The sequence below is a fragment of the Pararhizobium capsulatum DSM 1112 genome (assembly GCF_030814475.1).
Taxonomy (GTDB): Bacteria; Pseudomonadota; Alphaproteobacteria; order Rhizobiales; family Rhizobiaceae; genus Pararhizobium; species Pararhizobium capsulatum.
Map to the genome: position 1 here is coordinate 714847 of NZ_JAUSVF010000002.1, position 14616 is coordinate 729462.

Sequence of the window (14616 nt, forward strand, 5' to 3'; positions counted from 1 at the left end):
CCATGACTGTCACGGCCCTGCCCGCCCAGACCATTCCTGCCTTGATGACCGGTCAATTAACGCCGGATGCTCGAATTCCGGGCGCAACGAATGCGTTCCTACCATCGCCCTGCATCCAGAATCACGCCGCAAACCTCGCATTTTTGCCGGATGGTACGCTGACCTGCGTCTGGTTCGGCGGCACGATGGAGGGGATGGGCGACATCTCCGTTTACATCTCGCGCCTTGCGCCGGGCGCCTTGGAATGGTCGGAAGCGGAGAAACTCTCCGACGATCCGGCCAAATCCGAGCAGAATCCGTTGATTTTCACGGCTCCCGACGGCAAAGTGTGGCTGCTCTACACGTCGCAGACGTCAGGCGACCAGGATGGCGCAGTTGTCAAATGCCGCATCTCCGAGGATGGCGGCAATAGCTTCGGTCCCGTCCGCGTGCTTTGCGACCTGCCCGGAACCTTCGTGCGCCAGCCGATCGTCGTGAATGGCAACGGAGACTGGCTTTTGCCGACCTTCCGCTGCCGCAGCCTGCCCGGCCAGCGATGGAGCGGCGATGCCGATACCGCCGGTGTATTGATCTCGAAAGATGCCGGCGAAAGCTGGACCATGGTGGATGTGCCCGACAGTATCGGTGCGGTTCACATGAACATTCTCGATCTCGGCGACGGCACCATGACTGCCCTCTTCCGACATCGGTATGCGCAAAACGTTCTGCAAAGCCACTCGAGCGACGATGGCTTAAACTGGAGCTCGCCAACAGCCACCAACCTGCCCAACAACAATTCGTCTATCCAGTCTATTCTCTTGAAAGATCAACGGATTGCCATTGTCTACAACCACAGCAATGCAGCATCTTCCGATGCCCGGCGCCAATCGCTCTATGACGAAATCGAGGGCGAAGCGCCTGCGACGATAGCGGAGTCGTCGCAAAGCGACACGGAACGAAAGGCAATCTGGGGCGTGCCACGCGCGCCGCTCAGCCTTGCCATGGGCCAGCCGGATCAGGGTGAGTTCGAAAGGCGCGTCGATCTCGACACGGGCGACGGCTATTGCCTCAGCAACAACTCTAAAGACCAGCTCAACCGCGAATTTTCCTATCCCTCGATCGTGCAGGGACCGGATGGCGACCTGCACGTCGCCTATACCTATTACCGCCGGGCGATCAAATACGTGCGTATACCCTTGACCGCGGCCGGTTAGGTTTCGCCGTCGAACTCGAATTTACAAGTTTAAGAATGACGTTCCATGGGCTAGGGCTTGCTGCAGATTCGTGGTTCTAGAAACCAGCAGGCCATATATTTCTCACAAAAACAGTTACTTGTGGCGTCACAACCTCGAAACGCAGACATCTTCGATCCGCGCAGATCGAACGAAACAGAAAAATCTCTCAAACATTCTTGCCACGAGACAACAGGTAATATAACAACTTTACATCATAACGGCACGGAGGAGTGCTGTTTCAGGGAGGTGCCGCCATCATGGTCAGTCTGGATTCGCCGATCACCATCGTCCGGCCACATCTCATCGAGTTCGGCGTCGGCACTGCCAGCCGGCTCGGCAAATGGGCCGAAGACAAAGGCTTCAAGCGCATTTTCGTGATTTCCGACGCCTTCAATGCCTCGCGCGTCGATGTTCTCGAGCTGAAAGGGGATGTCACGGTTTTCTCCGAGGTGACGCCTGAGCCCGATATCGCCAATCTCGACAAGGTACTGGCAGCGGCGGAGCAGGCGAAGGCCGAGCTCGTCGTCGGCTTCGGCGGCGGCAGCGCCATGGATCTTGCCAAGCTCGCCGCCGTGCTTGGCGGCTCGTCCCAGACGCTGCGTGAGGTCGTTGGTCCGAACAAGGTGAAAGGGCCGCGCACGGTCGCTCTTGCCCAGGTGCCGACAACCTCCGGCACCGGCAGTGAAGCCGGCATCCGGGCTTTGATCACCGACCCGGAAACCCAGGCGAAACTGGCGGTCGAGAGCATCCTCATGCTGGCCGATATCGCCGTTGTCGATCCGGCGCTCACCTTTACCGTTCCCGCGCGCACCACGGCTGCCACGGGCGTCGATGCCATGGCGCATTGCGTCGAGGCCTTCACCAACCGCAAGGCCCATCCGATGATCGATATCTACGCGATCGAGGGTGCGCGGCTGGTCGGCAAATATCTCGCCCGCGCTGTGCGCGATGGCAACGATGCCCAGGCGCGCGCCGGCCTTTCGCTTGCCTCGCTCTATGGAGGCTTCTGCCTCGGCCCGGTCAATACGGCCGGCGGCCATGCGCTGGCCTATCCGCTTGGCACCCGCTGGCATGTGGCCCATGGCGCCGCCAACGCGCTGATCTTCCCGCATGTGCTGGCCTTCAACACGCCCTCGGTGGCGGAAAAGACGCGCGCTGTCATGGAAGCGCTCGGCTCGTCCGTGTCGGATGATGTTGCCTCGGTTTTCGAGGCCGCCTATGGCTTTTGCGAAACGCTGGGTATCGAGATGACCCTGTCGGGACTTGGCGTTCCGAAGGATGATCTCGATGCCATGGCCGACGACGCCTTCGCCATCCGCCGCCTGCTGGATAACAATCCGCGCGACCTGACGCGTGCCGATATCCGCTCGATCTACGAAGCCGCGTACTGAACCAGGCCTATGAAGGGAAACCGACCCCATGGACAGAAATGCAAAAGTTGCGGTGACCCTGGGCGATCCCGCCGGCGTCGGCCCTGAAGTCATCATCAAGGCGCTCGCCGCGCTACCACCTGAAGAACGCCAGGATTTCGTCATCGTCGGCAATACCGAAGCGCTGGAGCGTGCGGGAAAAGCGACGGGTATCTCGCTGCGCTTCGGGCCGGTGGCTTCGGAAGATGGTTCGGTAATTGCCGTCGATGAAGTGCCACTCAATGCCGCCCTGCCGGAGATCGGCAAGGTGAGCCCGATCGCTGGCGATGCTTGCGTGCGTTACATCAGCCGCGCCGTCGATCTCGCGATGGCAAAAGACGCTGATGTGATCGTCACAGCGCCGATCAACAAGGAAGCGATGAACCTTGCCGGCCATCATTATGACGGCCATACCGGGCTCCTGGCGCATCTGACGGGATCGAAGAGTTCCTTCATGCTGCTCGCCTCGGAGCGGCTGAACACGATCCACGTTTCCACCCATATCTCTCTGCGCGGCGCCATCGACCGGGCAAAGACCGAGCGCGTGCTGGCGACTATCGAGGCCGGACACAAGCACTTCCTGCGCCTCGGCAAAAAGGCCCGGATCGCCGTTGCCGGTATCAACCCGCATTGCGGCGAAAACGGACTGTTCGGCACGGAAGATAGTGAATTTCTGGCCCCTGCCGTGGAATTGGCGCAGGCCAAGGGCATTGATGTCGTCGGGCCGATTTCCGCCGATACGGTTTTCGCCCGCGCCTATAACGGCGCCTTCGATCTCGTCATTGCACAGTATCACGACCAGGGCCATATCCCGATCAAGCTCGTCGCCTTCGATACCGCGGTCAACGTCTCGCTCGGCCTGCCGATCGATCGCGTCTCCGTCGATCACGGCACTGCCTTCGATATCGCCGGCACTGGCAAGGCAAATCATGTGAACATGCTTTCGGCCATCGCCTATGCGCGGCTGATGGCCCGCTCGCCGCGCGCAGAGACCGTTTAATCTTTTTACGCCGATAGCGCGCGCATCTCGCGATAAAGGTCGGCCTTGCCTTCGAAACCGATGCCGGGCAGGTCCGGCATGGTGATATGGCCATCTTCGACACGTACTCCATCGGGGAAGCCGCCATAGGGCTGGAACAGATCGGGATAGCTTTCATTGCCGCCAAGCCCCAAACCTGCTGCGATATTAAGCGACATCTGATGGCCGCCATGGGGAATGCAGCGCGACGGCGACCAGCCATGGGCTTCCAGTACTTCCAGCGTGCGCAGATATTCGACGAGGCCATAGGATAGCGCACAATCGAACTGCAGCCAGTCGCGATCAGGTCGCATGCCGCCGTGACGGATGAGATTGCGGGCATCCTGATGGCTGAAGAGGTTTTCGCCGGTGGCCATCGGTCCGGCATAGAATTCCGCAAGTGCCGCCTGTAGCTGATAATCAAGCGGATCGCCGGCCTCTTCGTACCAGAAGAGCGGGTATTGCCGTAGCATCTTCGCATACGCGATGGCTGTCTCAAGATCGAACCGGCCATTGGCATCGACAGCAAGCCGTGCCTGCGGTCCGATTTCCGAAAGCACCGCCTCGATGCGTGTCTGATCCTCTTCAACCGATGCGCCGCCGATCTTCATCTTGACGACATTGTAGCCACGATCGAGGTAACCCCGCATTTCGGCGCAGAGCGCCGTGTTGTCCTTGCCCGGATAATAGTAGCCCCCGGCAGCATAGACGAAGACCTTGCGGTTCGGCGTCAGCCCGAAACGATCGGCCAGAAGCTGGAACAGCGGCTTGCCGGCAATCTTGGCCACCGCATCCCAAACCGCCATGTCGATGGTTCCGACCGCGACGGAGCGTTCGCCATGCCCACCCGGCTTCTCATTGGTCATCATCGCCGCCCAGACCTTTTCCGGCGAAATATTGTCGCCGGTGTCGTTCAGAAGTGTTTCGGGGTCGGCGGTGGTGATGCGATCGGCGAAGCGCTCGCGGATAAGGCCGCCCTGCCCATAGCGTCCGTTGGAATTGAAGCCGTAACCTACCACCGGCTTGCCGTCGCGGATCACGTCGGTCACCACGGCGACGAGGCTGCTCGTCATCTTGGAGAAGTCGATATAGGCGTTGCGGATGGGCGACGAAATCGGCTTCGTCACTTCGCGAATTTCAATGATGCGGGGCATGGGAACTCCAAGGCGTGGTGTCTGGGGGTAGAATAACGGCGAATTCGATATTTCGCAGCTTGAACCTGTCGATTTCGGTGATAATGCGTGATCTGCATTCTTTCTTCAAAAAATGCATTTTTAAAACTCCGCCACGGAGGAACGCGTGACAGATACGAAGGCAAGTGGACGCATGCAGGCTGGCGGCAAGACGACAGCCGCATCGACCGTCTTTGCGGCCCTGCGGCGCGAAATTCTTTCCGGCGCGCTGCCACCGGGTTCGCGCCTTCGGATCGACCATCTCTGCCAGACTTACGGCGTGACCATAAACCCGGTGCGCGAAGCGCTGAACCGACTGACAGCCGAACAGCTGGTTGTCCTGGAAGATCAGCGCGGCTTCTCCGTCGCGCCGGTATCGCACGATGAGTGGCGCGAACTGGTGCGCAGTCGCTGCCTCATCGAGGCCTGCGCGCTTCGCGAAGCGATGAGCAACCGCACGCCAGTCTGGGAAGAGGGTATCGTGCTCAGCCTTTACCGCCTCTCCCGCACGGCGCGCTTTCTCGACGTGGAAAACCGCGTACCGAACCCGGATTGGGAACTCCATCACCACGCCTTTCACCACGCGCTGCTGGCCAGCTGCAATTCCCGGATCATCCTCGACTTCTGCGAGGAGATGCGCGAACGCTCCGACCGTTATCGTCGCATTGCCGCCCTTTCCCCGACAGGCCCTCGGCTCACTCAATCCGAGCATAAGGAGATTGCCGACGCCGTAGTCGGCGGCGAGGTCGAAGAGGCCGTCAAACTCCTGTGCGCCCATTATCAGCGTACACTTGGCGTCGTCGAAGCCCATTTCGAACGGAAATGATTGAGACGGTCAGGCCGTGACCACACGGTTTGCGAGCACCGGCATGCCCTCGATTTCGATCTCGATCAGATCTCCGGCTTTCATGAAAATAGGCGGCTTGCGGGCAAAGCCGACACCGGAGGGCGTTCCGGTAGCTATAAGGTCGCCCGGTTCCAGCGTCATGATTTCCGAGATATCGGCGATGATGCGCGCCACGCTGAACATCATGTCGGCCGTATTGCCATCCTGCATAATCTCGCCATTGAGGCGCGAACGAATGGAAAGCCCGGATGCACCCGGAGGCAGGGCATCGGCCGTTACAATGGCCGGACCGAATGGGCCGGTGGCATCGAAATTCTTGCCCGCCGTCCACTGGGTCGTACGTCGCTGATAGTCGCGGATCGAGCCGTCGTTGAAGGCGCTATAGCCGAAGACATGTTCCAGTGCCTTGTACTCGGGAATATTATGGCCGCTCTTGCCGATGACGACAAGCAATTCGGCTTCGAAATCCAGCTTGTCGGAAACAACAGGCGCGACAATCTCACCATCCGGCGGCAGAAGGCTGGTTTGCACGCGCAGGAACAGCGTCGGAAACTCAGGCACATCCCGGCCGCCTTCCTTCACATGCTCCAGATAGTTGAGCCCGAGACAGATGAATTTCCCGGGACGCTCGACGGGAGACAGAAGCTTCACCGTCTCGACCGGCAGCCCCCTTGCCTCGCCGCTCGCGATGGCATCCCGCAGTCGCGAGAACAGCGTTCCCTTTGCCTGCATCAGCGCTATCATATCGTCCGGCGCATCCGGTACCAGCTCTGCAATCGCAAAGACCGCACCATCCTTCAGTACACCCAGCGCGGCTGCGCCATCGACGTCATAACGAACCAGAAACATGAAAAGCCTCCCTTTTGCAGAGAGGGATAAATCATGATCATACATTATTCAACACAAATTCAAAATATAATGTACGAACTATCGCTATCCGCTAGATCCGCATCTCCGTATCCGCGTCAAACAGCTGCACGGCACTTGTCGGGAACGAAAGACCGATGCGGTCGCCGGCCGTAACACCGGAGCGGCCGTTTTCCACGACAGCAAGTTCGGGCGTCGTCGCGGTAGTGATGTAGGTCGATGAGCCCGTGGATTCGACTACGGAGACCGGCAAACGAAGCACGCCTTCATCGCCGGAAACGACTGTCATATGTTCGGGCCGGATACCGACCGTGAGTTTGCGACCGGGTTGGACCTGCGTCGCGATCGCAATCTTCTGATGTTCACCAAGATCGAGCACGACCGAGCCACCATCTTCGCCGACGACAGCGGGAATGAAGTTCATGGCCGGTGAGCCGATGAACCCGGCGACGAACTTGTTGACCGGCTTGTCGTAGAGATCGAGCGGTTTGCCCTGCTGCTCGATGACGCCGGCACGCATGACGACGACGTGATCGGCCATGGTCATCGCCTCGATCTGATCGTGCGTGACGTAAACCGAGGTTGCACCGAGACGATCATGTAGCGAGCGGATTTCCTTGCGCATGTGCACACGCAGCGCGGCATCGAGGTTCGACAGCGGTTCGTCGAACAGGAACGCCTTGGGATGGCGGATGATGGCGCGGCTCATTGCCACGCGCTGGCGCTGGCCGCCGGAAAGTTCGCGCGGGTATCGTCCAAGCAAGCCGGATAGTCCGGTCGTGACCGCCACCTCTTCGGCCGCCTTCTTGGCTTCCGCCTTCGGCGTGCCGCGGATGCGCAGGCTGTAGGTCAGGTTTTCCTCCACCGTCATATGCGGATAGAGCGCGTAGGACTGGAAGACCATCGCGACATCGCGCTTGCGCGGGGGCACGTTGTTCATGATCTCGCCGGCAATCTTCAGCGTGCCGGTGGAGATGCTTTCAAGACCGGCGAGCGAGCGCAGCAGCGTGGACTTGCCGCAACCGGATGGCCCTACAAGCGCCGTAAAGCTGCCCTTGCGGATCGACAGGTCGATGTTGCGCAGGGCGTGATAGGCGCCGTAGTGCTTGTTGACGCCGGAAAGTTCGATCTGGGCGGTCATTTGAGAGCTCCCGAGGTAAGACCAGAGACAATGCGCCGTTGCAGGAGCACGAAGATGGCGAGGATAGGCGTCACATACATGGTCGCGTAGGCCATGATGTTGTTCCATTCATTGGTGTTCGGCCCCATGAAGGAATTGAGGCCGACGCTGGCGGGCTGCAGTTCCACGGCCTGAATGATCGACTTCGAATAGACGAATTCGCCGAAGGCCTGCATGAAGATGAGGATGGCGGCAACGAGAATGCCGTTGCGCGCCAGTGGCAGGACGATGTTGAAGAAGGCGCCGACGCGGGAATTGCCGTCGACGAGCGCCGCCTCTTCCAGTTCCTGCGGCACGCTCATGAAAGTGGCACGCACCAGAACCACGAAGAAGGGCATGCTTTTGGCGGCAATCGCCAGGATGACCGCGGCGCGCGGATAGTTGAGCAGGCCGACCTGGGAGAAGCCGACGAAGATCGGCGTGATCATCAGCGAGGCCGGCAGGACCTGCAGCATCAGGATCAGGAAAAGCCCGATATCGACCCAGCCATTGCGGTAACGCGCCAGCACATAGGCGCAGCCGACGCCGAGCACGGAGATCACGACCACGGCACCGGACGCGATGACCAACGAGTTCCAGATATAGCGGCCCATGTTCCGGCTTTCCCAGACGGCGCCGTAGATGCCCCATTGCGGATCGCTCGGCCAGAAGGTCGGTGGCGTTGCGAACATCTCCGAGCCGGATTTCAGCGTGGTGATGTACATCCAGTAGAGGGGAAACAGGTATATCGCGGCCAGGATCAGGGCGACGACGAGCATGAGTCTTTCGCGATTGGTCTGGCTCATCCTCTCACCTCATGGCGCGTGGAGCGGACATAGACGACCGAAGCGAACATCACGAAGACGATCATGATGACGGAGATGGTCGCGCCCTTGGCAAAGTCGTACTGGCGGAAGGACAGGTCCCAGGCCCAGTATTGGGTGACGTTGGAGGAATTGTTCGGTCCGCCTGACGTGATCGCTGCAAAGAGGTCGAACTGCTGCAGCGTGAAGATCAGGCCGAGCGAGACGATGGCGCCAATCGACGAGCGCATCATCGGCAGCGTGATCGTCCAGAACCGCTGCCAGGCATTGGCGCCGTCCAGTTCTGCGGCCTCGTAGAGATCGCCGGGAATGGCGGAGAGGCCGACCGAAAGCAGGATCATGTTGAACGACATGCCGAGCCAGATATTGGCGAGGATCACCGCCCAGAGCGAATAGTTCGGGTCCGAGCGCCAGAAGATATTGCCGGAGATGATGCCGGTTTCCCGCAGGAAGAAATTGAGGACGCCGAAGTCGCCGGACAAAATCCAGTTCCAGATCGCGCCGACAACGAGGCCGGGCATGACCCAAGAGACCAGGAACAGCCCGCGCAGCCACGAGGCGCCGGGAAAATTTGTCCAGAAGAACAAAGCGAGGCCAAAGCCGATCAGGAACTGACCGGCAATCGAGGCGACAACGAAAGTGCCGGTATTGGCAAGGATTGGCCATGTCTCGGGTTGTGAGAACAGGTCGACATAATTTTTGAAGCCGACGAAGGGGCGCCAGAAGGAGCCCAGGCTGAACATGTCGACTTCCTGGAAGCTCATGACGACGTTGTAGAGCAGCGGCAGGCCTGACAACGTCAAGAGAAAGGCCAGCGGCAGAGCCACGAGGGCGATGTCGAAGCCTCGACCATCGACGAGGCTGGAAAAGATACGTTTCATGGGCTCCTCCGCATCCCGTCCGGGCCGCCCCGCATTTGCGCGAGGCAGACCCGCCGGGAGGAATCGTGTGTGCCGGTGGCTGATTACCCCCTCCCTTTGCGGGGAGGGTTAGATCCGAGGGTGCGACTGGCCTCCTTTTCTCCCCAGCGGGGAAAAGGTGGCGCACAGCGCCGGATGAGGGAGCGGCTGGCCCTGAATTTGCGGCAAAGCCCCCCTCATCGCCTCGCCTTCGCTCTGCACTTCTCCCCGCTGGGGAGAAGTGGCCATCAAACCCTTAACCAAGCACAGCCTTGATCTTCTCAGCAGCCTGATCGAGCGCATCCTTCGAGCTCATCTGGCCGGTGAGTGCCGCTTGGATAGCATCCTGGATCGCCTTCGAAATCTTCGGCCATTCCGGGTGTGGGCCGCGCGGCTTGGCGTATTTCAGCTGTTCGATGAACACCTTGAGAGCGGCATCCTTGAGCGGCACCCCAGTCGCCGGAATAGCGATGTCGGAACGGGCCGGCAGCTGGCCGAAGTCCTTGAACATCCGGTCATCCTGCGAGGCGAAATATTCAAGAACCTTGAAGGCTTCGGCCGGATGCTGGGTGTTGGCGAAGATCGCCCAGTTGAAGTCACCCATGGCCGACGAACGCTCGGCACCGGCTTCCGGCACCGGCAACAGCGCAACACCCCAGTCGAACTTCGCCTCGGTGGTCATGCGATCCAGTTCCCAGGGACCGGAGATCGCCATGGCGGCATTGCCCGAATTGAACGTGCCGGTCGAATCCCACTGGCCGCGGGTCAGCGAATCCGGGGACGCCAGCTTCTCGCTGATGATCGTCTTCCAGACATCCAGTGCCTTCACCGCACCTTCGGAATTGATGTTCTCGTAGCTGCCGCCGGCCATCTGCGCCCAGGGCAGGAACTGGAAGGTGCCTTCTTCACTCGCCTTTGCCGAGAAGGCGAGGCCATAGACGTTGGCGGCCGGATCGGTGAGCTTGCGGGCTGCGTCGAGCAGCTCGTCCCATGTCTGCGGCGGCTTGTTCGGGTCCAGACCCTTCGCCTTGAACATGTCCTTGTTGTAGTAGAGCGCGATCGTGTTCGTCGCTTTCGGCACGCCGTAGTTCTTACCGTCCCAGACGGTTGAGGCGAGCGGACCGGGGAAATAGTTCGCCGTCTTGATGACCGTGGATTTGGCGATCATGTCGGTTAGATCAAGGAAAGCGCCACGCGATGCAAACAGCGCGTGCTCCGGATTGTCGATGGCGATGATGTCAGGCGCCTGACCGGTGGAATAGGCGCGCATCGCCTCGCTCACCACGTCATCGAACTGGATCTGGCGATACTCGACCTTGATGCCGGTATTGAGCTTGTTGAAATCAGCGATCAGGTTCGGCGCCGGCTGGATGTCACGGTCGAGCGACCAGACGCTGATCGTCACATCCTCGGCCTTGGCCGAAAGCCCGAACAAAGAAACGGTGGCCAGAGCGACTGCGCCCAGGACTGCAAATTTGCGGATACCCATGTTCTCCTCCTTTGGTGATCCGTTTCCGGCCAACATCCTCCATGCTGGCCGGCATGCACTTCTCAGACCGGATCGACGACGAAATCGCCGCCCCGGCAAGCTTTCAGATAGTTGAGACCGTGGACCTGCCCGGTCATTTCCAGCGCATCGCGATAGACCGGATCATGCCAGCCTTCGATGTCGATCGAGCCGGACCAGCCGGCAAGCCGAAGCTCGGAAATCACGTCCGTCCAGTTGGTGTCGCCGAAACCGGGCGTGCGCATGAAGACGAATTTTTCCTTGCCGAAGATCCCGTGCTCTCGGATGACATCCCAACGGATCGTCGCATCCTTGCCGTGAACGTGGAAAATCTTCGAGGCCCATTTCCGGATCTGCGGCAGCGGATCGATCAGATAAACCATCTGATGGCACGGCTCCCATTCCAGACCGATATGATCGTCCGGGGTCTCGTTGAAGATCAGTTCCCAGGCATCCGGGTTATGGGCGATATTCCAGTCGCCGGTCGCCCAGTTGCCGTCCATTGCGCAATTCTCAAAGGCGATCTTAACACCCTTGTCGGCGGCGCGCTTGGCAAGCTCGCTCCAGATTTCCTTATAGCGCGGCAGGCTGTCGGTCAGCGGCTTGTTGCGAATGCGGCCGGTGAAACCGGCAATGCAGGTGGCGCCGAAATGATGGGCGTTGTCGATGCAATCCTGCCAGCCTTGCAGGGTCTGGAGGTCAATTTCGCTGGTTTCGAGCGGATTGCCGAACATGCCGAGCGTCGAGATGGTGATGTCACGATCACCGATCGCCTCGACGCAGCGTTTGCCGAGGTCGGCAAGGTCCTGGCCATTGGTCGTCTGCCAGAAGAAGGGTTCAAAGCTTTCAAAGCCCATGTCGGCGATCTGGCCGATGCGTTTGGCCGCGTCGCCCTTGTTGCCGCTGACCATGGTGCCGATGCGGATGGATTTTGCCGGGTTCGTCATCGCTTATTCCTATGCTGCTATGGTGACGCGCTTGCGGTCCCGGGCGCTGTCGATTGCGCCGAAAACCATGGCAAGGCTCTTGATATTGTCGCTGCCGTCCGTTTCCGGCTTGGTGCCGGCGCGAATGGCCGAAATGAAACTCTCGATGACGCTGGCATGGCCGTGGGTATCAGCCTCGCTTGCGACCTCGGGCACAGCGGCCGGTTCGATCGGCCGGAAGAAGCCATCCTCGCCCGCAACAACATTGGCCTCGAAACGATCGGCGCCATCCCAGACGAGCGAGCCTTTCGTGCCCGTGATGCGCCAGGCGCTTTCCCAACTGGTCGGCGCCCCCTCGGCGCACCAGGAGCCGCGATAGGTGAAGACCACGCCGTCGGAAAATTCGAAGATGGCGTTGGCGGAAGCCCCGTGGCGATACCAGGAGCCGGCCGGATTGCTCTCGTGGCAATAGACCGCCTGCGGGTCCTTGCCCGACATGAAGCGCGCGGCATCAAAAGTGTGGATCGCCATGTCGAGCAGCAGCACATTGTCCATCTGCTCGCGGAAGCCACCGAAGTGCGGCCCGAGGAAGAAATCGCAGTGGAGGCCGGTCAACTCACCAAGCGTACCCTCCTCGATCAGACGGCGGATGCGGCGAACGCCTGATATGAAGCGGCGGTTCTGGACGACGGCGTGCAGACGGCCGGACTGTTCGGCAAGCGCACGAAGCTCGCGCGCTTCCTCGAGAGAAGCCGCCATCGGCTTTTCGCTCAGCACGTGGCAACCATGGGCGAGACCAGCCGCGACGACCGAACGGCGCGCGGCGGGGATGACGATATCGAACAGAAGATCGGCCTTCGTCTCCGAAAGCACGGCCACGAGATCTGTGCCAATCACCGCATCGGCCAAACCAAATTCTGCGGCACGTACCTCAGCGGTCGCGCGATCGAGATCGACGAGGCCGACGATTGTGACGGCTTCCTTCAGACTGGGGGTTTCCGCGAGAGCCTTGAGCCACCCTTTGGCCATAGCTCCGCATCCGCACAAAACGGCCTTGTATGTCACTGATTTCCTCCTGCGAACGGGGGCCAGAAACTCCTCGACTGGCTTCCGTAAACGTTTACGATACTATGCGGCAAAGCACTTTTATGTCAATAGGGTCCATGAAGGCCTGGAGAATGGCCATGGAGGAAGCGGGGAAAATGAAGGGAATTCGCCGGCTTGCGGAGCACCTCGATATCTCGATCGGAACCGTTTCCCGCGCCCTGAACGGCAAGCCCGATGTCAATGAAGAGACGCGCCGGCGGGTTCTGGAGGCGGCAGAATCACTTGGCTATGTCGCCAACCAGTCCGGCCGCGCGCTGCGCAAGGGCTCGACCGGCGTCATCGCCTTCATGATGCAGACCGGCACCGAAATCACCGGACAGGGCGACACCTTCTTCATGAGCGTGTTCGACGGGGTGCAGACTGTCTTTGCGCGTCACAAGCTTGACCTGATGGTTCTGCTCTGCTCGTCCGAAGAAGACCCGAACGATTATCTGAAGCGCGTGGTGGCGCGCGGCTTTGCCGATGGCATCATCCTCTCTGCCACCCGCCGCCACGACAAGCGCTTCGAGTTGCTGGACAGGCACAAGATCCCGTTCATCACCCTTGGCCGTAGCCTTTCCGATGTCGGCCAACCTTGGGTCGATCTGGATTTCGAGGGCATGGCCGAGACTTCGATCGACCGGCTCGTCGCCCATGGCCATCGCCATATCGCGGTCACCCGCCCGCATGACGACATGAACCTTGGTTACGTCTTCGTCGATCGCTGCCGCGAAGCGCTCGCCCGTCATGGCCTGACGCTCGACGACGGTCACGTCTTCCGCTCGACACCAAATCAGGCCGGCGGCTACCAGATCGCCCGCGATCTCCTAGCCTGCAAGGAACGCCCGACGGCGATCCTGCTCGTCAATGAATCCATCACCATCGGGTTCTATCGCGGCATGGAGGAAGCCGGCCTCCGTCCCGGCAAAGACATCGCCGTCATCGGCCGCAAGAGTCCGCATTCGCAGTTCCTGTCGCCGCGGCTTACCTGCTTCAGCCTTTCGCTGCGCGATCTCGGCATCTCGCTTGCCGAATCCCTGCTGGCGACCATGCCTGCCTATGCCAGTCTCTACCCCAACCGTCCGCAACGCTTTCTCTGGCCGATGGAGTTGGTTGCCGGCGAAAGCGATGAGTTTACGCTGGGTTAGGACCAATCCTATTCGTCTTCGCGGGAGGCGAGACAAGGATCGAGCACGATATGCTTCGGATCCTGGATATTCATAGCGCCAGCGAGCACGACCCTTTCGCCAAGTTTCATACCGTTGTCGGAATAGGTGACGCACATCACGCGGATGCCCGGCTCGGAGCAGACGGCGAGATACCAGAGCACCCTGTCGGTGTGAAGGATCGTCAACGGGCCGGATATCCATAGATCCACGCGCTCATAGGGAACCGGCTTGAAGCCCTTCACCACTTGACGAAGATTGTCGCAGGTTGCGATCTCCGCGGGCGTTCCCTCCGGACCTGTTAGCCCAGGACGGCCGGAAAATTCTTCCTGAGCAGCCCCTTGCGTGGCGGCGAGCAATGCCAGTGCGAAACTGGCAAACACGGTCGCGACAAGTTGCGTGGCTTTCGACATGGCCGCCCCTCCCTTCTGAATCAAGCGCCATGAGAAAAGAAAGCGAAGACGCCGAAACGATGGCATCAGACGAACTTCCGCTTGACCTATTCCGCCGCGACGACTACTC

Annotated in this window: 14 protein-coding genes; 5 read left to right on the forward strand and 9 right to left on the reverse strand. The window is 60.2% G+C overall.

Translation table 11 applies throughout. The features are described 5' to 3' along the window. Positions 1 to 2 precede the first annotated feature (2 nt). The 3 genes from QO002_RS23695 to pdxA all read left to right on the forward strand — a co-directional run bounded on the left by QO002_RS23695 (position 3) and on the right by pdxA (position 3623). The gene (locus QO002_RS23695) at positions 3 to 1193 is read left to right on the forward strand and encodes a sialidase family protein (protein WP_307234444.1); all 1191 of its coding nucleotides are present in this window, start codon (positions 3 to 5) and stop codon (positions 1191 to 1193) included. Between the two features lie 278 nt (positions 1194 to 1471). Continuing rightward, positions 1472 to 2605 carry an iron-containing alcohol dehydrogenase gene (locus QO002_RS23700; protein ID WP_307234446.1) on the forward strand — a complete coding sequence of 378 codons (1134 nt, stop codon included), beginning with the start codon at positions 1472 to 1474 and terminating at the stop codon, positions 2603 to 2605. Between the two features lie 28 nt (positions 2606 to 2633). Continuing rightward, positions 2634 to 3623 (forward strand): 4-hydroxythreonine-4-phosphate dehydrogenase PdxA, encoded by a 990-nt coding sequence (gene pdxA, locus QO002_RS23705; protein ID WP_307234447.1) that lies wholly within the window; start codon positions 2634 to 2636, stop codon positions 3621 to 3623. 5 nt (positions 3624 to 3628) lie between these two features. On the opposite strand, the gene QO002_RS23710 is transcribed toward pdxA, so the two are convergent. Next, positions 3629 to 4795, reverse strand: a complete 1167-nt coding sequence (locus QO002_RS23710) for a mandelate racemase/muconate lactonizing enzyme family protein (protein WP_307234449.1) — start codon at positions 4793 to 4795, stop codon at positions 3629 to 3631. A 145-nt stretch (positions 4796 to 4940) separates the two neighbouring features. On the opposite strand from QO002_RS23710, the gene QO002_RS23715 reads away from it, so the two are divergent. Then, on the forward strand, positions 4941 to 5639 hold the full coding sequence (locus QO002_RS23715) for a GntR family transcriptional regulator (RefSeq protein WP_307234451.1): 699 nt from the start codon (positions 4941 to 4943) through the stop codon (positions 5637 to 5639). Positions 5640 to 5648: 9 nt separating this feature from the next. Here the strand turns inward: QO002_RS23715 and QO002_RS23720 are convergent, their stop codons facing one another. The 7 genes from QO002_RS23720 to QO002_RS23750 all read right to left on the reverse strand — a co-directional run bounded on the left by QO002_RS23720 (position 5649) and on the right by QO002_RS23750 (position 12907). Next, positions 5649 to 6509 (reverse strand): fumarylacetoacetate hydrolase family protein, encoded by an 861-nt coding sequence (locus QO002_RS23720; RefSeq protein ID WP_307234453.1) that lies wholly within the window; start codon positions 6507 to 6509, stop codon positions 5649 to 5651. Positions 6510 to 6600: 91 nt separating this feature from the next. Continuing rightward, positions 6601 to 7668, reverse strand: a complete 1068-nt coding sequence (locus tag QO002_RS23725) for an ABC transporter ATP-binding protein (RefSeq protein WP_307234455.1) — start codon at positions 7666 to 7668, stop codon at positions 6601 to 6603. Then, a complete protein-coding gene (locus tag QO002_RS23730; protein WP_307234456.1) occupies positions 7665 to 8492 on the reverse strand; it encodes a carbohydrate ABC transporter permease in 828 nt (275 codons plus the stop codon). Before QO002_RS23730 ends, QO002_RS23725 begins: the two co-directional genes overlap by 4 nt. Next, on the reverse strand, positions 8489 to 9391 hold the full coding sequence (locus tag QO002_RS23735) for a carbohydrate ABC transporter permease (protein ID WP_307234459.1): 903 nt from the start codon (positions 9389 to 9391) through the stop codon (positions 8489 to 8491). Before QO002_RS23735 ends, QO002_RS23730 begins: the two co-directional genes overlap by 4 nt. Before the next feature lie 274 nt (positions 9392 to 9665). Next, complete coding sequence (locus tag QO002_RS23740) at positions 9666 to 10898, reverse strand: ABC transporter substrate-binding protein (protein WP_307234461.1); 1233 nt, start codon at positions 10896 to 10898, stop codon at positions 9666 to 9668. A 62-nt stretch (positions 10899 to 10960) separates the two neighbouring features. Then, a complete protein-coding gene (locus tag QO002_RS23745; protein WP_307234463.1) occupies positions 10961 to 11863 on the reverse strand; it encodes a sugar phosphate isomerase/epimerase family protein in 903 nt (300 codons plus the stop codon). Positions 11864 to 11872: 9 nt separating this feature from the next. After that, complete coding sequence (locus QO002_RS23750) at positions 11873 to 12907, reverse strand: Gfo/Idh/MocA family protein (RefSeq protein ID WP_307234465.1); 1035 nt, start codon at positions 12905 to 12907, stop codon at positions 11873 to 11875. A 137-nt stretch (positions 12908 to 13044) separates the two neighbouring features. Between QO002_RS23750 and QO002_RS23755 the strand changes: the two genes are divergently transcribed. Next, a complete protein-coding gene (locus QO002_RS23755) occupies positions 13045 to 14076 on the forward strand; it encodes a LacI family DNA-binding transcriptional regulator (RefSeq protein WP_307234468.1) in 1032 nt (343 codons plus the stop codon). Between the two features lie 8 nt (positions 14077 to 14084). Here the strand turns inward: QO002_RS23755 and QO002_RS23760 are convergent, their stop codons facing one another. Next, complete coding sequence (locus tag QO002_RS23760; RefSeq protein WP_307234470.1) at positions 14085 to 14507, reverse strand: hypothetical protein; 423 nt, start codon at positions 14505 to 14507, stop codon at positions 14085 to 14087. Positions 14508 to 14616: the final 109 nt, after the last annotated feature.

Bases quoted from the DNA above. Each gene is read 5' to 3' on its own strand.
- QO002_RS23695 (WP_307234444.1), top strand. From the start codon at position 3: ATGACTGTCACGGCCCTGCCCGCCCAGACCATTCCTGCCTTGATGACC.
- QO002_RS23700 (WP_307234446.1), top strand. From the start codon at position 1,472: ATGGTCAGTCTGGATTCGCCGATCACCATCGTCCGGCCACATCTCATC.
- pdxA (WP_307234447.1), top strand. From the start codon at position 2,634: ATGGACAGAAATGCAAAAGTTGCGGTGACCCTGGGCGATCCCGCCGGC.
- QO002_RS23710 (WP_307234449.1), bottom strand. From the start codon at position 4,795: ATGCCCCGCATCATTGAAATTCGCGAAGTGACGAAGCCGATTTCGTCG.
- QO002_RS23720 (WP_307234453.1), bottom strand. From the start codon at position 6,509: ATGTTTCTGGTTCGTTATGACGTCGATGGCGCAGCCGCGCTGGGTGTA.
- QO002_RS23725 (WP_307234455.1), bottom strand. From the start codon at position 7,668: ATGACCGCCCAGATCGAACTTTCCGGCGTCAACAAGCACTACGGCGCC.
- QO002_RS23730 (WP_307234456.1), bottom strand. From the start codon at position 8,492: ATGAGCCAGACCAATCGCGAAAGACTCATGCTCGTCGTCGCCCTGATC.
- QO002_RS23735 (WP_307234459.1), bottom strand. From the start codon at position 9,391: ATGAAACGTATCTTTTCCAGCCTCGTCGATGGTCGAGGCTTCGACATC.
- QO002_RS23740 (WP_307234461.1), bottom strand. From the start codon at position 10,898: ATGGGTATCCGCAAATTTGCAGTCCTGGGCGCAGTCGCTCTGGCCACC.
- QO002_RS23745 (WP_307234463.1), bottom strand. From the start codon at position 11,863: ATGACGAACCCGGCAAAATCCATCCGCATCGGCACCATGGTCAGCGGC.
- QO002_RS23755 (WP_307234468.1), top strand. From the start codon at position 13,045: ATGAAGGGAATTCGCCGGCTTGCGGAGCACCTCGATATCTCGATCGGA.
- QO002_RS23760 (WP_307234470.1), bottom strand. From the start codon at position 14,507: ATGTCGAAAGCCACGCAACTTGTCGCGACCGTGTTTGCCAGTTTCGCA.